Origin of the sequence: Kitasatospora sp. NPDC051984 (assembly GCF_044593455.1) — a bacterium.
Lineage (GTDB): Bacteria > Actinomycetota > Actinomycetes > Streptomycetales > Streptomycetaceae > Kitasatospora.
In genome coordinates, this window is record NZ_JBIUCB010000002.1 from 80,959 (window position 1) to 105,123 (window position 24,165).

Below are 24,165 nucleotides of genomic sequence, written 5' to 3' on the forward strand. Positions count from 1 at the left end.
TCCGAATGCTATGTCCTTGCCGAAACAAGGTACCGGCCGTACCCAATTCCACGTAAGGTACGAGCCGTACCCTACCTCGCGAGGAGAGGACGGCTTCGCCGTGCGCGTTTTCGGCATCACCTACGACACCGGCTTCCGCGGCACCACCGGAACCACCACCCGGGAGCCCTTCGACCCCGACACCGTGCGCCGCGAAATGCTGGTGATCCGTGAGGAGTTGCACTGCGACGCGGTGCGCATCACCGGCGCCGAACCGGACCGGCTGGAGCTTGCCGCCCGGTACGCCGCCGAGGCCGGACTCGAGGTCTGGTTCTCGCCGTTCACCAACGGGCTCACCCAGCCGCAGCTGTTCGAGCTGCTGGTGGACTGCGCCGAGCGCGCCGAGAAGCTGCGGGCCGGCGGCGCCGAGGTGGTGCTGCTCACCGGATCCGAGATCTCCCTGTTCACGGACGGTTTCCTGCCCGGCGCCGACTACCTCGAACGCGCCGGCGTGCTCGCCGACCAGGCCCGGTTCCGCACCCTGCTGCCCGAGCTGCACCGCGCGCTGAACGCCTTCCTGGCCCGTGTCCTCGGCGCGGCCAGGTCGCGCTTCGGCGGGCGGATCGGCTACGCCTCGCTGCCGTTCGAGGGCATCGACTGGGCCCCGTTCGACGTGGTCGCCACCGACGCGGGCTACCGCGACGCCACCAACGCCGAGTTGCTCGCCCCCGGCCTGCGCGCCCTCACCGGCCAGGGCCGGCCCGCCGCCGTCACCGAGTTCGGCTGCGGCAGCTTCACCGGCGCCGCCGCGCTCGGCGCCCGCGGCGACCGCGCCGTGCTCTTCGACGCGGACGGCCGCGCCGACCGGTTCGCCGAGCCGCTCGCCCGCGACGAGCAGGAGCAGGCCGACTACCTGCTCGACCTGCTCGCCGTTTTCGCGGACTCCGGCCTGGACGCCGCCTTCGTGCAGACCTTCGCCCACTACCACCTGCCCGGCTCCGACGACCCCGACCGGGACTTCGACCGCGCCTCGTTCGGCATCGTCCGCCCGCTCCCGCCCGGTCGCCCGTCCGCCACCCACCCCGGCCTGCCCTGGGAGCCGAAGGCCGCCTTCCACGCCCTCGCCGCCTACGGCCGGGACCGCCAACGCGAACGCCCCTGACGGACCCGCCGTCCCCGAGGCCACCCGTTCTGCCTCGACCCGTCCTGACGCGCCACCGCTTCGCGGTTCACCGCTGCGGCATCGGCACGCCCGCCGCGCGGAGTTTGGCCTCGGTGAGTGCGGTCAGCCGGGCCGCGACCGGCGCCCGGTCCTCGCGGTGGTGGTTGATCAGCCGGTACTGGGCCGAGGCCTTCGCCCAGGCCCGCAGGCTGGCCGGGTCGCCCAGCAGTGCGGGGTTGGCGAGGTAGCGGGCGGCCAGGGCGGTGGCGAGTTCCTCGATCCTCGGATCGTCCGCGTCCCAGGCCTCGGCCTCCCAGCCGAGCTTGGTGAGGCGGACGAACTCGGGGTCGTCCAGGCCGCGTTCGAGCTGGGCGAGGAATCCCTCGAAGCCCTCCGGCACCAACGCCCGGGCCAGCACCAGGGCTTCGCGTTGCGCGGCCACGTAGTCGGGGTCGAGGCCGAGTTCGCGCATCGACTCCAGGACGGAACAGGCGCGGTCGGGCAGCAGGGCGCGATCGCCGTCGGCGAGCCGGTGCAGCGTGTCACGGCGGGTGACCAACTCGTCGATGCGCGCGGCGAGTTGCCTCCCGACGTCGGCGAGCGCGGCGCCGAACTGCGCGGCCTCGGCGGTCAGCATCGGCCCGATCTCGGCCAGCGGCACGCCCGCGGCGGCCAGCGTCCGCACCTGCACCAGTTGCAGCAACTCCCCTGACCCGTACCGTCGGTAGCCGGAGCTGTCCCGTTCCGGCTCCGCGACCAGGCCGAGCTTGTGATAGTGCCGCACCGTCTTGACCGTGATGCCGACGAACGCCGCCGCCTGCCCGATCGTCACTCCGCTCGTCATCGGCCCAGTGTGCCGCAGAACACCCGTTCCACGAGCCGCTGTTGGGCGGCCTGGAAGGCCGGCGCGATCGTGAGGTCGGCGTCGTCCACCCAGGTCAGTCCGGCGGTGAGGGTGGTGCTGCCGTCGGCCGTGGCGTACATCAGCGCCGCCGAGCCCATGGTGGCGCCGTTGTGGTGGAAGACGGTGCCGCTGTCCGTCTGCTGCGCGAACACCCCCAGCCCATAGCCGACGGTCGCCTCCGGCGCGCGCATCTCGGCCAGCAGCCCGGCCGGCAGGAGCCGGCCGCCCATCAGCGCGGAGAAGTACGTGTGCAGGTCCCGGGTGGTCGAGATCAGGTCGCCACCGGCGCCGACCCAGGACGGGTTCTGCCGGGTGACGTCGACGGTCCGCTCCTGCCCTGCGTCCGCATAGTGGTAGTAGCTGTGATTGTGCGGCTCGGGGAGCTCCGGTGAACTGCCCGGAGCGATGGTGCCGGTCATGCCCAGTGGGCTCAGGATCAGCCGCCGCAACTCCTCCGCGAAGGTGCGGCCGGTGACCTTCTCGATCACCAGGCGGGCCAGCACGTAGTTGGTGTTGGAGTAACTCCACCCCTCACCGGGCGTGAACCGCAACGGCTTTGACAGCGACAGTCGCACCAACTCCTCGGGCAGGTACGTCCGGAAGCGGCCGTCCACCCACTCCTTGCCCTGCCAGGGGACGCCGAGCACGATCGTCCCGTCCTCGTAGCGCTCGCCGGTGTGGTTGAAGATCCCGCTGGTGTGCTGCAGCAGCATCCGCACCGTGATCCGCCGGTCGAGTCCGAACCCGGACAGGTGGCGGGCGGCCGGGTCGTCCAGGCCGAGCCGGCCCTCGGCCACCAGCATCAGCGCCAGCGTCGCGACGAAGCTCTTGGTGCTGCTGCCGATCCGGAAGTGCCCGTCGACCAGCGGCGCGGCGCTCCGCCCCAACTCGCGTACGCCGGCGCTGCCGACCCACTCGCCCCGCTCGTCGTTCACCCGGAGCTGGATCCCGAGGAAGCCGGCCTCGACCAGCTCCTCGATCGTCCGCCGAAGCTCCGGACGATCGACAAAACCGTTGCTGGACATACTGGTTGACTCCTTCGCTTCGTGGCACCCAAGTCGGCGCCCCCTGCCGATGCGACGAGCCTCCACCCTGACCCGAGGTCAACCTCAACCGTGACCCGGCTCACAGCCACAACGGGCATGGCAGAAAAGGTGGGGTATCCGTCATTGCTGTCGCCGTAAGCGCTTGCGAGGGTGGGGACATGGCCGATCGCAGCGTGCTCTTCGTGCTCTTCGACGGGGTGCAGAGCCTCGATGTCACCGGCCCACTGGAAGTGCTCTCGGCGGCCGGCTACCGGATCCGCACCGCCTCGCCCGGCGGGCTCCCGGTGCGAACAAGCAGCGGGCTGCGCCTGCTGCCCGACGAGGACCTCGCCCACGCGGCCGCCCCGCACACCCTGATCGCCCCCGGCGGCCCGGGCACCCGGAACCCGACGCCCGAACTCATCGAGCAGATCGGCGAGTTGGCCGACCGAGCAGAGCGCATCGCGTCCGTCTGCACGGGCGCGTTCCTGCTCGCCGAGGCGGGGCTGCTGTCCGGACGGCGGGCCACCACGCACTGGGCGCACAGCGCGGAACTGGCCCGCCGCTTCCCGGACGTCACCGTCGATCCCGACCCGATCCACGTCCGGGACGGGCGGGTGGCCACCTCCGCCGGGGTCACGGCCGGCATCGACCTGGCGCTCGCCCTGGTCGAGGAGGACCTCGGCCGCGAACTCGCCCTCGGCATCGCCCGGCACCTGGTGATGTTCCTGCGACGGCCGGGCGGCCAGGCCCAGTTCTCCACCCAGCTGGCCGCCCAACTCGCCGTCCGGCAGCCGCTGCGCGAGCTGCAGCGCTGGATCACCGAACACCCGGACGCCGACCTGTCCGTCGAGGCCCTGGCCCGCCGCGTCGCGCTGTCGCCGCGCCAGTTCGCCCGGGTGTTCGCCGCCGAGACCGGCACCACCCCCGGCCGCTACGTGGACGGCATACGGCTGGAGATGGCCCGCCGCCGGCTGGAGGACAGCGACGACGGCGTCGAACAGGTCGCCCGCCTCTGCGGCTACCGCAACCCGGAGGCCATGCGCCGCGCCTTCGCCCGCACGCTGTCCGTCAGTCCGATCGACTACCGCCGCCGCTTCCGCCACACACCTTGACGGAGCGTCAATCCATTCGAGAGAGAGGCACCCGATGAAGATCGCCATCCTGCTCTACGACCGCTTCACCGCGCTGGACGCCGTCGGCCCGTACGAGGTCCTGGCCCGGATGCCCGGCGCCGAGGTGGTGTTCACGGCGGCCCGGCGCGGGCCGGTCCGCTCCGACCTGGGCAGCCTCGCGCTCACCGCCGACGCCGCCCTGGACGAAGTCACCTCCGCCGACCTGCTGCTCGTCCCCGGCGGGCCGGGCTCGACGGCGCAGCAGGGGAAGCCCGAGGTGCTGGAGTGGCTGCGGGCCGTCGACGCCACCACCACCTGGACCACCTCGGTCTGCACCGGCTCGCTCCTGCTGGCCGCCGCCGGGCTGCTCACCGGCCGCCGCGCCACCACCCACTGGTTCCTGCCGCAGGCGCTGGCCGCGTTCGGTGCCGAGCCGGTCGAGGAGCGGGTGGTGTTCGACGGCAAGTACGCGACCGCGGCGGGCGTCTCGTCCGGCATCGACCTGGGCCTGCACCTGGCCGGCCGGATCCACGGGGACGCGATCGCGCAGGGCATCCAGCTGCTGATCGAGTACGACCCGCAGCCGCCGTACACCGCGGGCTCCGTCAGGACCGCCCCGCCGGCCGTGGTCGACGCCGTGCGCGCCCAGTTCGGCGCGACCGGCTGATCGGCCCCCGCGGCCCGGTCACCCTTCGGCGGGGCCGCGCCCTGGCTGCGGGACGACGAAGAACTCGCTGACGAATCCGGTGACTTGACCGTCGGCGTCACGGCCCACCCAGGTCGGGTAGTGGCCGTCGCCCCAGCCGGTGGTGAACGCCACCATGGTGTGGCCGCTCGCCGGATCGGTGACGGTGGCTGGGCGGGGGCCAGCGTCGTGGATGGCGTCGACGACCGGGTCGGCGTCCTGCTCGACCAGTTCGCCGATCGGGCCGACGGCGGACGCGTCCAGGAAGCAGCCGCTGCCCGCGTCCACGCCGTACCCGAAGAAGTCGCCCGGGCCGAGCCGTTGTTCGTCCTGGCCCTCGCTCAGCGCCAGCTCCCACCGCACCGCCGGCCGGTCGCCGACCCGCAGCAGGGCGGCGGCGATCCGGGTGTCCGAGGAGCCGGGGCCGTACGCGTTGCGCACCTCGACCACGGCGAGCGTGACGGGGTAGCTGCCCGGCGGCGCGACGGCGAGGAACGGCTCGTTCTCGTCCACCAGTCCGATCACCGGATCGCACGCCACCAGCCGGCCGGTGGGCAGCGCCAGCACCGCTTCGGGCAGCGCGACCACGGTGGCGGTGCGGTCGTGCCCGCAGTCGTACTGGCTGCCCGGAGTGAACAGTCGCGCCACATCGGGGGCCGCAAGGGGCATCAGGGGGCTCGCTCTCGTCGCACTCGTCGCTCAGGGACCGGAAGGCGAACGGGAGTTCCGGAGTGATCATCGGACGAACACCACCCGCGCGCGGCCCCCACGGTAGCGCCCGCCCACCCGGTCCTGAAACGGCCCGGACGGCCGGCTCTGCTGCCCTGCCGGAAGACCTGGCCGCCGCCCGCATGCCCGCCAAGACGTTCGACAATCCGCTGCCCCCCACAGCGGGCCACCGAACCCGTCCGACCGGTGCACGGGCGCCGCGGCCGGTGGGAGATCATTCTCGGTATGACCCCCGCTCTGGTGTTCGGTACCGTCCTGCTGCTCTCGCTGCTGACCCGTCGGCGCTGGAGCGGCGGCACCGTACCGGCACCGGTGCCGGCTCCGGCGCAACCCCCGGTGGCGCCCACGCCCGACGGGTTCGATCCGAGGCAGTACGGGCTGGTGCCGAGCGCGGAGCTGGACCCGGGGCGCGCGGGCCCGCCGCTGGCGCTGCTGCGGCGCAAGGAGCTGGAGGCGCTGGCCGACTCCTGCCTGGCCGGCGGCTGGCGGGCGGCCGCGGCTTACGTGGTGGCGGCCGGGGAGGACTGGGACGAACGGTGGTCCCGGCTGGACTTCCTGACCCGGGTGGCGGCCGAGCGCGACGAGTGGCTCACCGCGTGGCGCGAGTCGGGCACCGAGGCGTGCGCGGCCACCACCGTGTACGCCCGGCTGCTGGTGCAGCGGGCCTGGGAGGCGCGCGGCAGCGCGCTCGCGCACCAGGTGCCGGCCGGACATCTGACCGCCTTCAAGTCGCTGCTGGCCGAGGCGAACACGGCCGCCCGGGAGGCCGCCGCGTTGGACCCGCGCGACCCCGGCCCGTGGGCGGTGCTGGTCACCACGGCCCGCGGCGTTCCGCTGAGCAACCGCCGATTCCGCGCCCTGTGGCAGGAGTTGACGGCACGCGCCCCGCACCACGTGGGCGGGCACTGGCAGGCCATGCAGTACTGGTGCGCCAAGTGGCACGGCAGCGACGCGCAGATGCTGCGCTTCGCCGAACAGGCGGTCCGCACCGCCCCGGCCGGTTCGGTGCTGCCCGGGCTGTACCTCCAGGCGCTGACCGAACTGGAGCAGCGGCACGGCCTGTACGGCCTCCCGGACGCGGGCCGGCTGGGCGAGCTGCTGCCCGCCGTGGCGTCGGCGCTGGACGCCGTTCCGACGCCGCACGATCAACTCCCGCTGCTGCGGCACCTGTTGGCGCACTTCGCGCTGGTCGCCCGGCAACCCGCGCTCGCCCTGGAGCAGTTCCACCTGCTCGGCCCCTGGTGCGGCGCCCACCCCTGGACCTCCACCTCGCACCCCGTCCGCGCCTTCGACCACGCCCGCGCCGTCGCCGCGACCCACGCCCCCGCGGCCTGAACACTCGACCGACGGGCACCCTTGCCGCGCGCCCGCGCCGTCGCCGCGCCCCACACTCCCGCAGCCTGAACACTCGACCGACGGGCACCGTTACCGCCCCCGGGTTCGATCGTTATGCCCGAACGTGAGTGCCGACTCCTTGGCCCCGACGGGCGTTTGTGACGAAACGATTCAGCACGCCCCGATCTATGCCGGGCTGGTGACCCTCTGGCACCAGTCCGGCCGCACCGTGCCCGGCCGCACCGACCAGGAGTGGTCCCGCCTGACCACCCCGCCCCGCTTCGCGACACCCAAGAGCATCACCCCGCCCGAGTCCGACCACCCGAGGGAGACCCGGTGACCCACCAGAACACGCCGAGCACCTGGCTCCGCCGCGCCGACGACCCGGACTGCGTCCAACTCCTGGACGTCACCGTGCGCCCATGCCCCGGACTGCGGGTCTCCGTCCCGGCCCGCCTGCGCTACTACCGGACCGACCCGTACGCGGTGCACCTGGACTGCCACGCCGACCTCGACGAGCCCATCACCTGGCTGTTCGGCCGAGAACTCCTCACCGAGGGCCTGAACGGCCGGGCCGGCCTCGGCGACGTCACGGTCCGCCGCTCCCCCACCGACCCCGGCCGCCTCGCCATCGCCCTCACCACTCCCGGCCACACCGCCGTCCTGCACACCCCCGCCGCCCCGATCCGCGACTTCCTCCGCCGCTCCCACCGCGTCGTCCCGCCGGGAACCGAACACCACCACCTGGACATCACCGCCCTCCTCCGCCACCTCCTCCCCGACCACCCGACCCGCCCGGAGTGAGCCCGGCCTGGGCCCGGCCTGGGCCCGGCGCGCGGGGCGCCGGCACCGAACCGCGTTCCCGCCGCACCGATTTCCGGTTCCGCGCGTTGAACAGGGGGCGTTTCCGCATGCCGGTTCTCGCCGCCGACGCCGACGCCGACCGTTGATCCGGGGGCCGGCCTCTCGGCGGTCCGCCCCTGGGAGTTGTCGATGCCGCACGTCCGTGGACCCAATCTCGCGCTGCGCGCCCGCATGGCGGAAGCGGGCTGGAACGGGCCGGCCCTCGCGGCGGCCCTGCAGAAGGTGGCCCGGGAGAGCGGGTTCGGTGTCGGCTACGACCGGACGACGGTGGCGCACTGGCTGTCGGGCACCCAACCCCGGCATCCGGGGCCGCAGTTGCTGGAGGAGGCGTTCACCCGGCGGCTCGGCCGGCCGGTGTCCCGGGCGGAGCTGGGGCTCCGGCCGGTCGGAGCGGCAGCCGGTGAGGACGGCGATCCGGAACCGGTGGACGCGCTGGCGGGGCTGCGGCGGCTGCACGCCAGGCCGCAGTTCGGGGAGTCCGCGGACGAAACGTTTCAGCCTCCGCTGTTCCGAATCCGCCTGCTGCCCTCGCCCCGCACCTCTCCCCCCGCCGCGCCCACCGCGCCGGCCCCGCCCGTCCCTTCCGCGCCGCTGACCCGATTCGTGCCGGTGCTGCGCCGCTCGGGCCCGGAGCGGGTGGGGGCGCGGCAGGTCGAGGCGGTGCGGGAGATGACGGCGTTCGGGTCTCGGCACTACGACGGGTACGGCGGCGCGATCGCCCGCAGTCCGCTGCTCGGGTACCTGCGCGACCACGTGCTGCCCTGGCTGACCAGTTCCGCGGGCGACCTGCGGCACCGTGAACTCATGGTCGCCGCCTCCCAGTTGGTGCGCCTGATCGGACGGACGTACACCGACGACAACCGGCACGGGGAGGCGCAGCGGCACTACCGGTTCGCGTACCGGCTGGCGGCGGAGGCGCAGGACGGCCAGGCGCAGGCGATGGCGCTGCGTGACCAGAGCACCCAGGCGGGGGCGCTGGGCCACCAGGCGTACGCGTCCCGGCTGGCGGAGGCGGCCGTCGAGCACCTGCCGTCGGACGCGGCGCCGGGGGTGCGGGCCTTCGTGCTGGCGCAGCGGGCGGTGGCGGCGGCCCGGCTGCGGCAGTCCGACGAGGCGCTGCGGGTGCTGGACGCGGCCCAGCAGTGGGCGTCCCGGTCGGTGGCGGAGGGCGGCCCGCACCGGTACCCGGAGCCGGCCCTGCTGTACCAGGCGGCGCAGGTCCACCGGTCGTTGCGGGCCACCGAGTTGTCGCTGTCGTACCTGCGGGCCTCGCTGCGGGCCCGGCCGGCGGGCGAGCACCGCACCATCGGGGTGTCGCTGCTCCAGCTGGCCCACCTGGAGCTGGACGCCGGGAACATCCACCAGGCCCGGCGGGCGTACACGAGCTTCCGCGAGCGGCACGACGCGCTGCGCTCACCGGCCACCGCACTGCAACTCTCCCGCCTGGAGGGCCGGTTCGCCCGCCTGGGTGGTTAGCGCGGGCCGCGGGAACCGCCGCGCGCCGGTGGGGTGATCAATGGGGGCATGAACGATCCCTCGTACTACCCGCTGCTCCGCCCGCCGCCTTCTCCCGCCGAGGCACCCCCGCCCGACGAACGCACCGACGCTCCGCCGGCCGAGGACTCCGCGCCGGTGGCGGCGTCCCGCTGAGACCGGACCGGCTCCGGACCGGCCCCGAACCTGCTCCGGACCGGCCCCGGACCTGCTCCGGGCCGGCCCCGGGTCGGGCGGGTTGCCCGGGGCCGGGGTCGGCCCGCTTCCTCGCGACTTCGTCGTGATCCGGGGCAGAAAGGGTTCTCCCCGGGGGGTTCTCAGGAGGCCCGTCCGCCCATCGCGGGCACCCGGAGGCGGGCGGTGGCCGGGACGGGCACCCGACCGACCGGGGCGACGGTGGAGAGCGGTCCGATGGGGCGGATCCGGTAGCGGTTCAGGTGCCGGCGTTCCGCGTCGCGCAGCGGCCGGCTGCGGCCGGTTCCGGCGTCGGTCGGCACGGTGACCGTCCGGGCCTCGAAGGCCAGCTCGCCGTCGCGGCGCGCCTCGCAGGTGGTGGCGATGGACGCCGTGCCGAGACGTTCCACCCAGATCTGCACGGGCAGCGGGGTCGGGCAGTGATAGAGCGGCGAGCGGTAGTCGATCTCATGGCGGGCGATCATGAAGCCGTCCTCGAACAGCTCCTGGCCCTCGCTCTCGTCGTACAGCAGGCAGTAGACGGCCTCCTGCACGTACTGCAGCACCTTCAAGTTGTTGATGTGTCCGAAGGCGTCCATGTCGCCCCAGCGGGTCCGGCACAGGTAGGTGTACAACGGTCAGCCGTCCATCCGGTGGTCGGTCCCGAAGCCGAGAGTGCGGCGCAGGTAGCCGTAGGCGTAAGGGGAGCGGTGCAGCGCGGCGTCGTCGCCCTGTTCGTAGACCTCGCTCGCGGTGTCCAGGACGGCGAGGCCGAGAATCTTCTCCGTCCGCCGGCAGAGGTGTTCGAGTTCGGTGAGTCGCTGGGATGCGGGCAGGCCCGCGAGGGCCGCGCACACCTTCTCCACCTGATCGACCCCGCCACGGTACTCAGTCATCGGTTCCTCATTTCCTGTCGGACTTGATGTGTGTAGGGCCTCATCCGCCGAGGGGAAGGACAGGCGGATCCGTTGACGCCAAGGTCCTTCCGGTGATCAAACTCGGTCCCCCCGCAGCCGGACATGGTGGGGCTCCCTGTGTTTGGTTGAAGATCGCTGCGTTCCCGGACTCTTTCAACACAGCCCTCCACCGGACCCTGTTTCAGCGGTGGCCGACCTCCCGAACCGTACGTACACCAACCCAGAGGACGTGATCGACACCCGGTAATGATCCAAAACACGCGACGATAGGGTGATCACATGATCAGGTGAAACGTCCTGCCATCAGACGCGCGGGGCCGGCTTCCAGTCGCGGGCGAGCAGGCCGAGCACGGCCTGGTCCAGGAACTCGCCCATCACCCAGGCCGAGGCGCGCAGCGTGCCCTCCCGGACGAAGCCGTTGCGCTCGGCGGCCCGGATCATCGCGTGGTTGTCCGTCAGGGTGTCAACCTGGAGCCGCTGCAGCCCGCGCACCGTGAAGCCGTACTGGCACAGCGCGGCCACCACGTCCGTCCCGTAGCCCTTGCCGCGGGCGGCCGGCAGCAGGCCGAGCCCCAGGTGCGCGGACCGGTTGTGGGCGTCGATGCCCCACAGGTCCGCCACCCCGATCAGCGCGCCGGTCTCCAGCTCGACCGCGGAGAAGTGCACCACGCTCGGGTCGTCCGGCATCTCCGGCGGCTTGCCGTCCACCGGGACGGGCCGCCACGGCCGCCCCTCGGAGCGTGCCGAGAGCAGCACGTCGTTGTGGAGCTCGCGCCGCAGGATCGGCCGGTCTTCGTCGTGCCGGGCCCGTAGCCCGATCTTCTCGCCTCGAAGCATCCAAGCTTCCTATCCGACCAACTGCCTTTCCGACAACCGCTTTTGCTACCGGCCCGAGCCCACTGCGGGCGCGGCCGGCCGAGGGCCTGTCCGGTCGATCTTGTCGGATCAGCGCGCGGCGTCGGGCGCCCGGCTGGGCGTGCCGCCGGAACGTCCTCGTACTGGGTGTACTTGGATGTTTCGGCGGTGCGTCCAGGCGGGATGATCCGGCGTCGCGCGCCCGGCAAGATCGGCCGGACAGGCCCTAGGGTGTCACCCCACCAGCGTGAGGGCGAGGACGGCCTCCGGGAGGGCGGCGATGACCAGGCCGTCGGGGGTGACGGCGAGGGAGTGGATGGGGGCGCCGAGGCGGATGTCGGCGCCGCGGTGGCGTTCGCCCCAGCGGCGCAGGCGGAGCAGGCCGTCGGACCAGGCGGCGGCGAGCAGGAGGCCGGCGGGGGTGGCACCGAGGGCGGTGGCGGTGACGGGGTGGGGGCGCTGGTCGACGGGGGCGGGGAGGGGCGGGCGGCCGGGCATCCAGGTCCAGACGCGGCCGTCCTCGCCGCCGCTGACCACCAGGGTGCCGCCGTCCGCGTCGGTGACGCCGAGCGCGGTGACGGGCCCGTGGTGCAGCGGGGTCTCGGGGCGGTGGGTGAGGCCGGTGGAGAGGGTGGTGTGGCTGGTGCAGCCGTCGGGGTGGCCGAGGACGAGGGCATCGTGGTGGCCGGCGACGGCGGTGCACGGGCCGAGCGTTTCGAGTGTGCCGGGCGGTGCGCCGACCGCGCCGTCCACCACGAGAGAGCTCAGCGTGCCGGAGGCGTCGAGCAGCAGCGCGCCGCCGAACGCGGTGGCGGTGAGGGCGCGCGGGTGGCGTTCGGTCAACGGCTCGCCGGACGACGTGAGTTCGCCGGTCGCGGGGTCGGCCAGGTGCAGCGCGGCGCCGTCGAACACCAGCAGGGAGCCGGTCCGCGGGCCGATGCCGAGCGCGGTCATGCAGGGGCCGGGCGCGGGGCGGTTCCAGACGGTGTGCCAGCGGGCGGCGGCGAGTTCGGCGCAGTGCGCGGCGGAGGCGTCGTCGCGGCCGGTCAGCCAGGCGTGCAGGACGGCGGCCCGGTCGGCGGGGCGGGCGAGTGCGGCCCGGTCGGGCGCGGCGAGCCGCCAGGCCTCGGCGAGCGGGGTGGCGGGGGTGCCGGCGTCCTCGGCGCGTTGGAACGCGGCGGTGACGGTGGCGGGTTCGGCGTACAGCAGCAGGTCGAGTTCGTCGAGCATCGGCGTGGCCGGGTCGGCGGCGGAGGCGTGCCGCAGCAGCAGCGCGAGGCGTTCGGGGTCGCTGGCGGCGAGGTCGGGTCCGCCGTCGTCGCGGACGGGGATGCCGCCGGCCACCTCCCACATCATGGCGCCGTGGTCGACGGGCGGACGGTCGGCGGCGACCCGGTGGGCGACCTCGTCGGGGCGCAGCCGCCAGCGGTCGGCCATCGGCGGCGGGGGCAGCAGGTCGGCGGCGGATTTGACGACCTGTTCGCCGCCCGCGCCGGGGAGGGTGGCCCACAGTTCGGTGCTGAGCGGCCCGTCGGCGGTGGACAGGGCGGTCAGGGCGCCGCGTTCGGCGTCGGGGAGAGCCGTCCACCAGGTGTCGGCGAGGGCGGTGGCGCGTTCGGCGGGCGTCCGGACGGGGTCGAGGACGGCGCCGGGGGTGCGGGCGGCGAGCTGGGCGAGTCCGGGGCTGGGGTGAGTAGTCCCGGGGTCGATCTGGTGGCCGGTCAGGCGGGCGCACCAGTCGGCGTACTTCGCGGGGTCGGTCCACTGGGGCTGGTCGAGGTCGAGGACGGCGGCGCCGGGGGCGGCGGCGGTCAACTCGTCGGCGGCGGGCCCGTGGGCGGCCTCGACGACCAGCAGCAGCCAGGGGACCGACAGCAGCGGGGCGAGCAGTTCGGCGGCGATCCGCTCGGGGGTGCCGGGCAGGTCCGGTCCGCCGGCCCGGTCGAGGTCGGTGACGACGACGGTGCGCGGGGTGCCGTCCTGGAGTGCTTCGAGCAGGTCTGCGGGGGTGCCGGCGGTGAGGCCGAGCAGGTCGGCGAGCCGGGTGGTGGCCGAACGGACCGTCAGCCCCTCGACGTCCAGCAGTGCGTGGACGCGGCGCCCGGGCCGCGGGTGGTCGGCCGGGCAGGCGGCGGCGAGCCAGGTCAGCAGGTGGGTGCGGCCGCTGCCGGACGAGCCGGCCACCCGGCACAGGCGCGGGCCCCGGGTGTCCTCCAGCCAGGACAGCAGGGCGCGCCCGGCGGGCCGGCGTCCGGCGCCGAGCGGGGGCAGGCCGGGCGGCGGCGCGTCGGCGGGGACGGGGTCGGTCAGCGGTCGGCGGTGGCGCGGGTGCGGCCGGTACGCGGCGTCCGGGCCGGGCGGCCAACTGCCCTGCACCGCATGGACGGGGACCCGCCCGGCGGGGTCCGCGCCCTCGTCGAGGGCGTACCGCCAGATGCTGACGCCCTGCTCCTGCGTGCCGTCGTCCACCGCTGTGCCGTTCACTGTTCCGCGCTGTCCTTCGTGTCCGTCCCCGTGCGCCGGCCCCCTCCACGGGGTGGCGTGCACGGCGCGGCTGCTGCGCCCGGCGTGGCCCGTCCCCCGTACATCTCCGGCGCCGGTCAGCCTACTGGAGGTGCGGGTACGTCCGTTCGAACCGCCGGGCCCTCCCTGTGAACTGGCTCACACCGTCCACCGCCATGTCACTTTCGCGGCCCGGCAGCGCTCTCATCCCCGACACGATCAACACGATCAAACGCGATCGGCGGAGAGGACACCCAGGATGACCGGGCACCGGACGGGGCAGGCGGAGCGCGCGGAAGGAACAGCCTCCGAGGACGCCACGCGGGAGTACGCCGAGCATCGCGAGCTGCTGTTCGCCCTCGTCTACAACCTGCTCGGCAGCGTCGCCGACACCGAGGACGTGCTGCAGGACACCTGGCTGGCCTGGGCGGCGCGGCGCGCGGACGGGGCGGCGGGGCCGGTGGAGCACCCGAAGGCGTATCTGGTGCGGGTGGCGGTGAACCGGGCGCTGGCGCAGCAGGCGGCGGTGAGCCGGCGGCGCGAGACGTACGTGGGGCCGTGGCTGCCGGAGCCGCTGGTGGGTCCGTTGGCGGGGCCGGGGGCGCCGGTCGGGGACGGGCAGGCGGCGGTGGAGCGCGCCGAGGCGGTGTCGTTGGCGCTGCTGGTGGTGCTGGAGACGCTGTCGCCGCTGGAGCGCAGCGCGTTCGTGCTGCACGAGGTGTTCGGGTACAGCGGCGCGGAGATCGCCGGGATCCTGGGGCGCAGCCCGGCGGCGGTGCGGCAGTTGACGAAGCGGGCGCGGGAGCACGTGCAGGCCAGGCGGCCCCGGTACGAGCCGGAGCCGGCGGTGCGGCGGCAGGTGACGGAACGTTTCCTTGCGGCGGCGCTCGGCGGGGATCTGGCGGCGCTGCTGGAGTTGCTGTCGCCGGACGTGACGCTGTGGGGCGACGGCGGCGGGAAGGCGCCCGGGGGGCTGCGTCCGCTCACCGGCCGGGCCAAGGTGGCGCGGCTGCTGGCGGCCCTGGCATCGAAGTTCGGCGGTCGTGCGCTGGTGATGGACTGGCGGAGCGTCAATGGCGCGCCCGCGGTGGTGGTTTCGGCGTTCGGCCGGGCGTTCGCGGTGCTGGTGCTGGACCTGGTGCCGGACGGCGACCGGATCTCCGGCATCTACGCGGTGTCCAACCCCGACAAGCTGGGGGGTCTGGCGTGAAGGGGCTTGCCGGATGGCTGACGGTGCCCGCCGGTCGGCGCGGCAAGTGGGTGGTGCTGGCGGCCTGGGCGGTGCTGCTGATGCCGGCCCTGCTGCTGGCGGGGCGGCTCGGTGAGGTGGAGCAGAACGACAACGCGGCGTGGCTGCCGGGTGGGGCGGAGTCCACCGCCGTGGTGCAGCGGGCCGCCGCGCTCGGGGCGGCGGACACCGTCCCGGCGATCGTCCTGTACGACCGCCAGACCGGCATCACATCCGCTGATCTGATCAACGCCCAGGCCGATGCGAGGGCCTTCGCCGCCGTCGAGTCGGTGGTCGGCGCCGTGCAGGGGCCGGTGGCCTCGCCGGACGGGCAGGCGCTGCAGACCGTCGTCCAGCTGCACAAGGGGCAGGACGGCTGGGAGGGCCTCGGGCGCACCGTGGACGCGCTGACCGCGATCGGCACCGCGCACGCCGACGGCCCGGGCTTCCACGTCACCGGGCCCGCCGGGTACGCGTCCGACTCCATCAAGGCGTTCGGCGCGGGCGGCGGCCTGACCACGATCACGGCGGTCGTGGTGGTGCTGATCCTGCTGCTCACCTACCGCAGTCCGTGGCTGCCGCTGCTGTCGCTGCTCACCGTCGGCGGGGCGCTGGCGGTCGCGGAAGCACTGGTGTTCGTGCTCGCCCGGTACGCCGGGCTGGTCGTCAACAAGCAGACCGGGTTCATCCTGGTGGTGCTGGTGTTCGGCGCGGCCACCGACTACGCGCTGCTGCTGATCGCCCGCTACCGCGAGGAACTCGCGCGCCACCGGGACCCGCACGAGGCGATGGCCCGCGCCCTGCGCCGCTGCGCACCCGCCATCACCGCCTCGGCGGCGACCGTCGCGGCCGGGCTCCTGCTGCTCGTCCTGGCCGAGCTCAACTCCACCCGCGGCATGGGGCCGGCCTGCGCGATCGGCGTCCTGGTCGGCTGGCTCGCCATGCTGACGCTGATGCCCGCACTGCTGGTGGCCTGCGGGCGGCGGGCGTTCTGGCCGCGCCGCCCCGAGTACGGCGCCGCCGCGCCCGACGGCGGCCGGGCCTGGACCCGCCTGGGCGACGCCATCGCCCGCCGCCCCCGCACCGTCTGGATCGGCACCGCACTCGCCCTCGGCGCCCTCGCCCTCGGCTGCTTCGCGCTGCGCGCGGACGGCCTCGCCGACACCGAACAGTTCACCGGCCGCCCGCAGACCGCCGCCGGCAAGCAGGTCCAGGCGGCGCACTTCCCGGCCGGCGCGGGCGACCCGCTGTACGTGGTGGCCCGCTCCGACGCCGCCTCCGCCGTCCGCGATGCATTGGCCGGTGTGCCGGGCGTCCAGGCCGTTGGGGAACCCCTCCTCGCCGGCCCTCAAGTCCTGTTGACGGCCGAACTCTCCACCGACCCGTCCAGCCGGGACGCGATGCGCACCGTCTCCCTCGCCCGCACCGCGGTGCACGCCGTACCGGGCGCGGACGCACTCGTCGGCGGCACCACCGCGATCGCCCTCGACACCCGGGACGCGGCCTCCCGCGACGACGCCCTGATCATCCCGGTCGTCCTGCTGACGGTGCTGCTGATCCTCGCCGTCCTGCTCCGCTCGGCCCTCGCCCCGCTGCTGCTGATCGGCACCGTGGTGCTCTCCTTCGGCGCGGCGCTCGGCGTCTCCGCCCTGGTCTTCCGCCACCTGTTCCACTTCGCCGGGACGGACGCCTCGTTCCCGCTCCTCGCCTTCGTCTTCCTGGTCGCCCTCGGCGTCGACTACAACATCTTCCTGGTCACCCGCGCCCGCGAGGACGCCCGCACCCTCGGCACCCGCCGCGCGGCCCGCACCGCCCTCACCGCCACCGGCGGCGTCATCACCTCCGCCGGCCTCGTCCTCGCCGGCACCTTCGCCGCCATGGCGTCCCTCCCCCTGGTCTTCGCCGCCGAACTCGGCTTCACCGTCGCCTTCGGCGTCCTCCTCGACACCCTCCTCGTCCGCTCCGTCCTCGTCACCGCCCTCACCCTCGACACCGGCCCCCGCCTCTGGTGGCCCACCCGCCACCCCTGACCCACCCACCACCGGTCGGCGTCACGATGCACCGCCATCCGCGCCGGCCGGTCTCCGGGGGCTCAGGTACGCCGGTCGAAGCGGAACCCGAACAGCCCGCCTTCGTCGTAGCGGTCCGTCAGCCGCGATCACACTGGACTTGCCCGCACCGTTGCGGCTGTCCGTGGCCCTCGCGTCGGACACGCTGCCCGCGACCAGCAGGTTGAGGCCCGGCCGGAACTCGATCGTCCTGAACCGCCGGTCGTCAGCGCTCAATCGCCTCAGCATCGGCCCTCCTCAAGGTCAGCAGGTCGTCGGTCAGTTCGAGCGCTCCCAGCGCATGCAGAACATCCAGGGCAAGGACGAACCAGCCGAACGAAACCGGCGACGCATGCCCGTGGCCGATCCGCCACTCCCGCAGGCGCGACCAGGTTTGACTGACCGTCAGCGGACGGTCCAGCTGCAGGGCGATCTGGGCCCCGATGGCCAGCAGCGCACGATCCGGCGCAATTCCCTTGGTCGGCGTGATCACCGGGCTTCCCGCTGGATCGGCAGCGCCCCCGACTCCCAGCCCGCGGGCGGGACTTCGAAAATGTCGCACTCCTCGAAGAAGTAGGTCAGCACCACGTCCGCCGCATCCGAACGCTCCCAGGTCGCCCGGGTCCGGCCGAGCACGTAGCCCTGCATCTGCCACAGAATGTCGTCGGGACTGTCCCCGAGTTCGGCGCGCAGCACCCGGCACTGTGCCGCGAAGTCCTCGGCCACTTCGTCGCGTTCGTTGACGTCGAGCAGCCCCTGGCAGTACCGGCCCACCTGGTAGGTGAACGGCCTGGCCCGCCGCAGGATCTCCTGGGACCGGGCGGAGAGCCGGTTGAAGTCGGCCTTACGGGCGCTCGGCAGTGGGATCGGCCCCGGTCCGGCGGTACCGTGCGAACGGTTCTCCGCCAAGTGCCGCAGCAGCGGCTCGATTTCGGCCATTCCGACTCCGTAGGCGACCTCGTGGACCGGAATGCTCTCGCCCAACAGCGTCTCCAGCCGGGGGGTCGGCTCCGCGCTTCATGTTGTGCACGAACACGAAGGTGTCGAACTGACCGAAGCGTTTGGCGAGCGCACCCGCGAGATCCTTGCGGAACTTCGAGCGGATTTGGGCCGCATCCACCGTCTCGGGCGCGTAACACGCGTACAGCCTCCGCCCGCCGAGCCCAAGGCCGTCCGCGCCCAGGTCGCCGACGTTCCCGCACGTCGCCACCGGCACGTAGCCGTCGTCGCAGAGCTCCATCAGCCGGTGGAACAGCTTCTCGAACTCACTCCCCGAACTTGCCTCCAGCATCGCGCGCCACCTGGCCTGCGCGTACTGCCGCTGATGCGGAAAAGCACGGGTTCCCCTCCTCGTCCCGCACGATCCCTGCGGGAACGGCAACGCCCTGATACCCCGGACAGCGTCCGTTGGCCTGGGGAACGATGCCGGACACCTCCCGGCCACCCTCCAACCCGCTGAAAAGTTCACCACTTCGGGGGATCTGACGAACCGTCCAAGACGGCCCCGCTCGGCCGCACCCAGGGTGTGGTGCGTCGAACGGGGCCGTTGACGTCAGTGGGCCAACTGCCGTCAGACCAGGTGGTCGAAGGCGCCGGCCTTCACGCCCTGGACCATGGCCCGGATCTCGTCACGGGTGTAGACGAGAGGCGTCTGCTGCGGCCGCTTGGAGTCACGGACCGCGATGAACGTGCCGACCACGCCGAACTCCACACAGTTGTCGTTGCCCCCGCTGAACGGGGACTTCTCCCAGACGACATCCGAGAAGTCCAGCTCGGCGGGGACGGGCTTGGTGGTGCTCACTCTGACCACTCCTTGGGAATCTCGGCGATCCGGCTGCGGGCCCCGGGTGGGCCGAGGCCCACTCTTCTCCCACTGGGCGCTCGCGCGTGAAAGCACCGAGAAGTTCACTATTTCGAGCGACCTGACGTACCGTCCGAAACGGCCCCGCCCGGCCTCACCTAGGGTGTGGTGCGCCGAACGGGGCCGTGACATCCATGGGCCTACTGGTGTCAGACCAGGTGGTCGAAGGCGCCGGCCTTCACGCCCTGGACCATGGCCCGGATCTCGTCACGGGTGTAGACGAGAGGCGTCTGCTGCGGCCGCTTGGAGTCACGGACGGCGATGAACGCGCCGACCACGCCGAACTCCACGCAGTTGTCGTGGCCGCCGCTGAACGGGGACTTCTCCCAGACGACATCCGAGAAGTCGAGCTCGACAGGGGCGGGCTTGGTGGTGCTCACTCTTACAGCTCCTTGATGATCTTGCTGATCTGGCTGCGGGTCTCGGGTGGGCCGAGGGCACGGGCCCGCAGGTGGTCGAAGACCTCGGTGTAGCGCTCCACATCCTCGGACCCCTCGAAGTACACCGAGTTGGGGCCATTCTCTACCCACACGACATCCGAATTTGTCTCCGGAAAGCCCATGAGCACGAACGATCCGTACAGCCCGGGATGAAATCCGGCCGAGAACGGCAGCAACTGAAGTGTGAGGCCCGGACGGGGCGAGACCTCCAGCAGGTGCTCCAACTGCCCCTTCATCACTGAGCGGTTGCTCGCGATCCGTCGTATGGCGGCTTCATCGATCACCGCCCAGAGCTTCGGCGCGTCCTCGCGTCCCAGCACCTTCTCCTGGCGCTCCATCCGCACCGTCACCAGCGCATCGACCTGCTTGGCCGTCAGATCCACTCGCATCTCGGTGATGACCCGCCGCGCGTAGTCGGCGGTCTGCAGCAGGCCCGGCATCAGCTGCGGTTCGTAGGAGCGGAGGCTGGTGGCGCTGGACTCGAGCGCCAGGTAACCGCCGTACTGCGTGGTGTTGATGACGGCCGAGTACTTCTTCCACCACTGCTGCCGCTGGGCCTGATCCGCGCGGACCAGGTCGAGGATGTCCTCCCGCTCGACCGGGTCAATGACCTGGTAACAGTCCAGCAATGCCTTGACCAACAACGGAGTTGTGCCACGGTCGCCGTTCTCGATCCGGCTCAGCGAGCTCTGGTTGACCTCCACCACCTCGGCCACCTGCGTGAGCGTCAGCTCCCGGACGTCTCTCAACTCCTTGAGCCGGGAGGCGAGCTGACGTCGGTACACGGACTTGGGGGCGGGGTTCCTCTTCGCCATGGGCGCCAGTCTCCACTGCTCCGCAAGCACACAGCAACCGATCGAGGGAAAACCGGCTGGGCATATTGCCCACCGGGCAACCTGGCAGGCATGCTGACTCCCGGTAGCACGGCGCGACCGCCCGGTCACGCCTCGTGGCACACGCCGCTGCCTTCCTTGCGCCGACCGAGGGGCGCCTCAACTCGCCCTCACGGTCGGCGGTTTGCTCAGCCGCACGGGAGCCCGCCATGCGCGAACACCGCGCCCCAGCACCGCCCGAACCCGACTCCGCCACCCGCGGCTTCTACCTCTCGCCGCGCCCCGACGGGTTCGTCCTGCACATGAACGCCAGCGCCGAACACCTGGTCGAGATGCGGGCCCGGGTCTTCAAGACGGTCACCTCGGCCGGCGCCGCCGAGGAAGTCGCCGAGGCCGCCCGCCTGGTGGCCAGCGAACTCGTCGGCAACGCGGTACGGCTGTGCGGCCCGCACGCGCCGGTGATCGTCCGACTGGCCGACGCCGGCCACGAGTTCGTCGTCCAGGTCCACGACCCCGAACCCGCCGTCCTGCCGACCCGTTCCGCCGAGCCACCCGACAACTCGCGCACGGGCACCGGCCGCGGCCTGTGGATCCTCGACGCGCTCGCCCCCGGCTGGACGGTCACCCCCACCCCGCTCGGCAAGCAGATCACCTGCACCCTGCCCCGCGACCGCACCACCGCGGCGTGAGGCCCCCGGGAATTCCGATGCGCGGCAGGCGACTTGCTCCGCACAATGACCGCCATGACATGGGACGGACTGATCCAACTCGGCGACGGGGACGTATGGGCCGCGGACAGCGGGGGTGACGGGCCGCCCCTGGTACTGCTGCACCCCGGGGTCGGCGACTCGCCGATCTGGGACGGGCTGCTGCCCGAACTCACCGCGCGCCACCGGGTGATCCGCTACGACGTGCGCGGCTACGGGCGCTCGCCGCAGCCCACCACCGCGTACTCGCCCCTGGCAGACCTGCACGCCGTCCTGGACCACTTCGGGCTCGACCGGGTCCGGCTCCGCCTGGTCGGCTGCAGCATGGGTGGCGGGACGGCACTCGGGTTCGCCCTCCAACAGCCCGAGCGGGTCGAGTCGTTGGTGCTGCTCTGCCCCGGCGTGCCCGGCTACCCGTGGCCGGACGAACCCGAACTCGACGCCGAATACGACCGGCTGGTGGCCGCGGACGACCTGGACGGCCTGACCGCCTACGGCCTGCGCGAGTGGGCGGCGTCCGGCGCCGACGAGGCCGCAAGCTCCCAGCTCCGCTCCGCGGCCCGGGCCTGGCCCGGCGAGGACATCCACCAACAGGCCGACCCCCCGGTCTTCGACCGCCTCACCGAACTGACCGCAATACCCGCCACCGTCCTCATCGGCGACCTCGACCGCCCCGCCGTCATCGACTGCGCCGAACAGACCGCCACCCGCCTCACCTGCGCCCTCATCCGCCTCCCCGACGTCGACCACCTCCCACCCCTCCGGGCCCCCGACGCGGTCCTCCGCCTGATCAACTGACCGAACCGCCAGCACAACAACCCCACGACCCGACACCCGCCCCGCCTCCCGGCCGCCTCCGCAGGCCGCCGAAGCGTGTCGCAGCGGTGGCGGCCAACCGGCGACGAAGCCCCTCGCCCCCACCGCCAGCCGCAGGCCCCCGTCTCTCCCCGAAACCGCCCCCGCCGGCCGCAGGCCGCGTCTCACCACGCCCGCCGCACCGACAGCGGGTTCCGCAGATGGGTGACCAGCTCGCGGCGAAGGGCGCGGTCAAGCCTTCTCCCCCGACCCACCACTCCGCCGGCCGCAGGCCACCACTCGTCCCCACCCCCACCTCGCCGGCCGCAGGCCGCGTCTCACCACGCCCGCCGCACCGACAGCGGGTTCCGCAGGTGGGTGACCAGCTCGCGGCGGAGGGCGCGGTCGCGCGCCGTCTCGGTGGGGAGGTCGAGTTGGACGATGTCGACGCCGGCCGCACGGAGGAGGTGGATGCGGGTGGCGACGGTCGCGGGGGAGCCGGTGTAGGCGTTGGTGAGGTTGCGGCGGATGTAGGAGGCGACCTGGTCCGCACCGGCACCTTCGCGGCCGCGTTCGCGGTCGCGGTCGAGCGCGACGGCGTCGAGGTGCCGGGCGGCGTCGGGGCCGGCGGTGAGCCGTATCGCGTCGCGGCGGAGTCGGCGGAGGTGCTGCTGTGCGGCGGTGTCGGTCTCGGCGAGGACGACGGTGACGTGCCGCCAGATGCGCAGGGTGCGGCCGTGGCGGGCGGCGGCGGCGCGGGCTTCGGCGATCCGCAGTCGGGTGTCGGGTAGCGGGAGCGGGGGGACGGCGTACACCTGCGCGTACTTCGCGGCGAGTTCGACGCCCTGCGGCGAGGAGCCGCCGAAGGAGATCAACTCGCTGCCGGGGGCGGGCCGCAGGCCGGGTCTGGCGGCGCGCAGGGTGTAGTACTCGCCGTGGTGGTCGAGGTCGGTCTCGGTGGCGAGGTAGCGGGTGAAGACCGACAGGTACTCCTCGGCGCGCCGGTACCGTTCGGCCTTGGGAAGGGTGTCGCCGTCCCGGGCGACGTCCGCGTCGCTGGAGCCGATGATCACGTGGGCGCTGATCCGTCCGCCGGAGAGCCGATCGAGCGTGGCGAGTGAACGTGCGGCCACGGTGGGCGAGTTGGTGCCGATGCGGTGCGCGGCGGCGATCCGCAGGCGGCTGGTGGCGGCGAGCGCCCAGCCGGCCACCAGCCAGGGGTCGGGCCAGGAGGAGGACTGGACGACGAGTGCGCTGTCCAGCCCGTCCTCCTCCAACTCCCGTGCGGTGCGGCTGATGTGGGCGGGGTCGGCGGTGCGTTCGCGCGGATCGGGTGCCCAGCGCAGGGCCTGCCGTTCGGCGGGGGTGTCGCCGAGGACGGGGGCGGCGCGGACGCCTCCGCGCAGTTCGAGTTCCATGGGGTTCCTCCACGAGGGGTGGCGGGCGGGCCGCCCAACTGCGGCCCGCCCCAGAACAGTTAGCGGTCACCTTGCGGCGGGCCCGAGCCGGGCGAGGGTGTCGAGCAGCCGGGTGCGGCTGGCGAACACCTCGGGCGGCAGCGAGACGTACAGCTGGATGGCGGTGACGCCGGGCTGCTGGTAGCGCAGGATCTGTTCGCGGCACTCCTCGGGCGAGCCGCTGATGAACAGCGCGTCGACGACCTCGTCGGGCAGGGCGCGCTGCGCTCCCTCGTGGTCGCCGTCGGCCCAGCGCTTGTGCGTCTCGGCGAGCAACTCCCCGTTGCCGAGCCACTGGTGGAACTTGCGGTAGGGCTCGCGGTTGAGGATCCAGGCGAGGAACGGCCGGCTGGCGCGGTGCGCGTACGCGGTGTCCTCGGTGGGGCAGACGAACACCTTGACGACGAGTTCCTTGCCGGGCGGCTGCGGCCCGACGGTGTCGAGCACCTTCGGCAGGTCGTGGGCGCCGAGCAGGTTGGTGATCGCACCGTCGCCTTCGGTGAAGCCGAGCCGCAGCATGCCGGGCCGCAGCGCGCCGAGGATGACCTTGACCGGTTCGGTGGGCGGGTGGGGCAGGCGGTAGCCGGTGATGGAGAAGGTGTCGAACTCTCCGGCGACGTGTTCTCCGCGCAGCGCGGCGGTCAGGAACCGCAGCACGTCGCGGGTGCGCTTGAAGGGCTCGTCGAACGGAATGCCGTTGATGTCGGTGACGTGCGCGGGCACGGACGCCCCGATGCCCAACAGGACTCGCCCTGGCGCGAGTTGGGCGAGCGTGGCGGCGGTCTGGGCGAGCACGGCCGGCCCGCGGGTGTGGACGGGGACGATGCCGGTGGCGATCCGCAGGTGCGGCGACCAGGCGGCGGTGGCGGCGAGCGGGGTGAACGCGTCGGTGCCGCCGCCCTCCGCGCTCCACACGTCGCCGTAGCCGAGCTCCGGCAGCCGCTCGACCAGGAAGCGGTGGCGGTCGATGGTGAGTCCGGGCAGCGGCAGGGTGATGCCCCAGGCGGGCGCCGCCCGGTGGTGCGGGAGGGAATTGGTCACGAACTTGCCTTTCTC

The 24,165-nt window shown here is 73.2% G+C and carries 26 protein-coding genes; 12 read left to right on the forward strand and 14 right to left on the reverse strand.

The window, feature by feature from the left end:
- Positions 1 to 100 precede the first annotated feature (100 nt).
- On the forward strand, positions 101 to 1,141 hold the full coding sequence (locus ACIHEI_RS04360) for a hypothetical protein (protein WP_396605542.1): 1,041 nt from the start codon (positions 101 to 103) through the stop codon (positions 1,139 to 1,141).
- 67 nt (positions 1,142 to 1,208) lie between these two features.
- Here the strand turns inward: ACIHEI_RS04360 and ACIHEI_RS04365 are convergent, their stop codons facing one another.
- The gene (locus ACIHEI_RS04365; protein WP_396605543.1) at positions 1,209 to 1,985 is read right to left on the reverse strand and encodes a MerR family transcriptional regulator; all 777 of its coding nucleotides are present in this window, start codon (positions 1,983 to 1,985) and stop codon (positions 1,209 to 1,211) included.
- Complete coding sequence (locus tag ACIHEI_RS04370; RefSeq protein WP_396605544.1) at positions 1,982 to 3,070, reverse strand: serine hydrolase domain-containing protein; 1,089 nt, start codon at positions 3,068 to 3,070, stop codon at positions 1,982 to 1,984. The genes ACIHEI_RS04365 and ACIHEI_RS04370 overlap by 4 nt, the downstream gene beginning before the upstream one ends.
- 179 nt (positions 3,071 to 3,249) lie before the next feature.
- Between ACIHEI_RS04370 and ACIHEI_RS04375 the strand changes: the two genes are divergently transcribed.
- Together ACIHEI_RS04375 and ACIHEI_RS04380 are read left to right on the forward strand one after the other, a co-directional pair.
- Positions 3,250 to 4,185, forward strand: a complete 936-nt coding sequence (locus ACIHEI_RS04375) for a GlxA family transcriptional regulator (protein ID WP_396605545.1) — start codon at positions 3,250 to 3,252, stop codon at positions 4,183 to 4,185.
- A 34-nt stretch (positions 4,186 to 4,219) separates the two neighbouring features.
- Positions 4,220 to 4,852, forward strand: coding sequence for a DJ-1/PfpI family protein (locus ACIHEI_RS04380; RefSeq protein WP_396605546.1), 633 nt, complete (start codon positions 4,220 to 4,222; stop codon positions 4,850 to 4,852).
- An 18-nt stretch (positions 4,853 to 4,870) separates the two neighbouring features.
- Here ACIHEI_RS04380 and ACIHEI_RS04385 read toward each other — a convergent pair whose 3' ends face one another.
- The gene (locus tag ACIHEI_RS04385) at positions 4,871 to 5,539 is read right to left on the reverse strand and encodes a DUF4241 domain-containing protein (protein ID WP_396605547.1); all 669 of its coding nucleotides are present in this window, start codon (positions 5,537 to 5,539) and stop codon (positions 4,871 to 4,873) included.
- Between the two features lie 285 nt (positions 5,540 to 5,824).
- On the opposite strand from ACIHEI_RS04385, the gene ACIHEI_RS04390 reads away from it, so the two are divergent.
- The 5 genes from ACIHEI_RS04390 (at position 5,825) to ACIHEI_RS04410 (ending at position 9,448) form a co-directional block, all read left to right on the forward strand.
- On the forward strand, positions 5,825 to 6,934 hold the full coding sequence (locus tag ACIHEI_RS04390; protein WP_396605548.1) for a hypothetical protein: 1,110 nt from the start codon (positions 5,825 to 5,827) through the stop codon (positions 6,932 to 6,934).
- A gap of 199 nt (positions 6,935 to 7,133) precedes the next feature.
- Positions 7,134 to 7,274, forward strand: a complete 141-nt coding sequence (locus ACIHEI_RS04395) for a hypothetical protein (protein WP_396605549.1) — start codon at positions 7,134 to 7,136, stop codon at positions 7,272 to 7,274.
- Positions 7,271 to 7,738, forward strand: coding sequence for an SsgA family sporulation/cell division regulator (locus ACIHEI_RS04400; protein WP_396605550.1), 468 nt, complete (start codon positions 7,271 to 7,273; stop codon positions 7,736 to 7,738). Before ACIHEI_RS04395 ends, ACIHEI_RS04400 begins: the two co-directional genes overlap by 4 nt.
- A 189-nt stretch (positions 7,739 to 7,927) precedes the next feature.
- A complete protein-coding gene (locus ACIHEI_RS04405) occupies positions 7,928 to 9,274 on the forward strand; it encodes a hypothetical protein (RefSeq protein ID WP_396605551.1) in 1,347 nt (448 codons plus the stop codon).
- A 48-nt stretch (positions 9,275 to 9,322) separates the two neighbouring features.
- Complete coding sequence (locus tag ACIHEI_RS04410; protein ID WP_387635721.1) at positions 9,323 to 9,448, forward strand: hypothetical protein; 126 nt, start codon at positions 9,323 to 9,325, stop codon at positions 9,446 to 9,448.
- A 161-nt stretch (positions 9,449 to 9,609) separates the two neighbouring features.
- On the opposite strand, the gene ACIHEI_RS04415 is transcribed toward ACIHEI_RS04410, so the two are convergent.
- The 4 genes from ACIHEI_RS04415 to ACIHEI_RS04430 form a co-directional block, all read right to left on the reverse strand.
- Complete coding sequence (locus ACIHEI_RS04415) at positions 9,610 to 10,101, reverse strand: acyl-CoA thioesterase (RefSeq protein ID WP_387635723.1); 492 nt, start codon at positions 10,099 to 10,101, stop codon at positions 9,610 to 9,612.
- A 3-nt stretch (positions 10,102 to 10,104) separates the two neighbouring features.
- Positions 10,105 to 10,362, reverse strand: a complete 258-nt coding sequence (locus ACIHEI_RS04420) for a hypothetical protein (protein WP_387635726.1) — start codon at positions 10,360 to 10,362, stop codon at positions 10,105 to 10,107.
- A gap of 324 nt (positions 10,363 to 10,686) precedes the next feature.
- A complete protein-coding gene (locus tag ACIHEI_RS04425; protein ID WP_396605552.1) occupies positions 10,687 to 11,220 on the reverse strand; it encodes a GNAT family N-acetyltransferase in 534 nt (177 codons plus the stop codon).
- Between the two features lie 252 nt (positions 11,221 to 11,472).
- Positions 11,473 to 13,722: a hypothetical protein gene (locus ACIHEI_RS04430; RefSeq protein WP_396605553.1), complete on the reverse strand. Its 2,250-nt coding sequence runs from the start codon at positions 13,720 to 13,722 to the stop codon at positions 11,473 to 11,475.
- 277 nt (positions 13,723 to 13,999) lie between these two features.
- Between ACIHEI_RS04430 and sigJ the strand changes: the two genes are divergently transcribed.
- Both sigJ and ACIHEI_RS04440 read left to right on the forward strand, forming a co-directional pair.
- Complete coding sequence (sigJ, locus tag ACIHEI_RS04435; protein WP_396605554.1) at positions 14,000 to 14,950, forward strand: RNA polymerase sigma factor SigJ; 951 nt, start codon at positions 14,000 to 14,002, stop codon at positions 14,948 to 14,950.
- Positions 14,947 to 16,998: an MMPL family transporter gene (locus tag ACIHEI_RS04440; protein ID WP_396605555.1), complete on the forward strand. Its 2,052-nt coding sequence runs from the start codon at positions 14,947 to 14,949 to the stop codon at positions 16,996 to 16,998. Before sigJ ends, ACIHEI_RS04440 begins: the two co-directional genes overlap by 4 nt.
- A gap of 244 nt (positions 16,999 to 17,242) precedes the next feature.
- Here the strand turns inward: ACIHEI_RS04440 and ACIHEI_RS04445 are convergent, their stop codons facing one another.
- The 5 genes from ACIHEI_RS04445 to ACIHEI_RS04465 all read right to left on the reverse strand — a co-directional run bounded on the left by ACIHEI_RS04445 (position 17,243) and on the right by ACIHEI_RS04465 (position 20,132).
- Entirely contained in the window at positions 17,243 to 17,509 is a 267-nt protein-coding gene (locus ACIHEI_RS04445; protein WP_396605556.1) for an ABC-three component system middle component 6, read from the reverse strand.
- On the reverse strand, positions 17,506 to 17,955 hold the full coding sequence (locus tag ACIHEI_RS04450) for an ABC-three component system protein (RefSeq protein ID WP_396605557.1): 450 nt from the start codon (positions 17,953 to 17,955) through the stop codon (positions 17,506 to 17,508). The genes ACIHEI_RS04445 and ACIHEI_RS04450 overlap by 4 nt, the downstream gene beginning before the upstream one ends.
- A gap of 631 nt (positions 17,956 to 18,586) precedes the next feature.
- On the reverse strand, positions 18,587 to 18,817 hold the full coding sequence (locus ACIHEI_RS04455; RefSeq protein ID WP_396605558.1) for a DUF397 domain-containing protein: 231 nt from the start codon (positions 18,815 to 18,817) through the stop codon (positions 18,587 to 18,589).
- Between the two features lie 209 nt (positions 18,818 to 19,026).
- Complete coding sequence (locus ACIHEI_RS04460) at positions 19,027 to 19,257, reverse strand: DUF397 domain-containing protein (RefSeq protein ID WP_392945221.1); 231 nt, start codon at positions 19,255 to 19,257, stop codon at positions 19,027 to 19,029.
- Between the two features lie 2 nt (positions 19,258 to 19,259).
- Positions 19,260 to 20,132: a helix-turn-helix domain-containing protein gene (locus tag ACIHEI_RS04465; RefSeq protein WP_392945224.1), complete on the reverse strand. Its 873-nt coding sequence runs from the start codon at positions 20,130 to 20,132 to the stop codon at positions 19,260 to 19,262.
- Between the two features lie 227 nt (positions 20,133 to 20,359).
- On the opposite strand from ACIHEI_RS04465, the gene ACIHEI_RS04470 reads away from it, so the two are divergent.
- Positions 20,360 to 20,839, forward strand: coding sequence for an ATP-binding protein (locus ACIHEI_RS04470; RefSeq protein WP_392945226.1), 480 nt, complete (start codon positions 20,360 to 20,362; stop codon positions 20,837 to 20,839).
- A gap of 54 nt (positions 20,840 to 20,893) precedes the next feature.
- On the forward strand, positions 20,894 to 21,655 hold the full coding sequence (locus tag ACIHEI_RS04475; protein ID WP_396605559.1) for an alpha/beta fold hydrolase: 762 nt from the start codon (positions 20,894 to 20,896) through the stop codon (positions 21,653 to 21,655).
- Between the two features lie 335 nt (positions 21,656 to 21,990).
- Here the strand turns inward: ACIHEI_RS04475 and ACIHEI_RS04480 are convergent, their stop codons facing one another.
- Complete coding sequence (locus ACIHEI_RS04480) at positions 21,991 to 23,070, reverse strand: LLM class flavin-dependent oxidoreductase (protein ID WP_387635764.1); 1,080 nt, start codon at positions 23,068 to 23,070, stop codon at positions 21,991 to 21,993.
- 66 nt (positions 23,071 to 23,136) lie between these two features.
- Positions 23,137 to 24,150, reverse strand: coding sequence for an LLM class F420-dependent oxidoreductase (locus ACIHEI_RS04485; protein WP_396605560.1), 1,014 nt, complete (start codon positions 24,148 to 24,150; stop codon positions 23,137 to 23,139).
- Between the last annotated feature and the right edge of the window lie 15 nt (positions 24,151 to 24,165).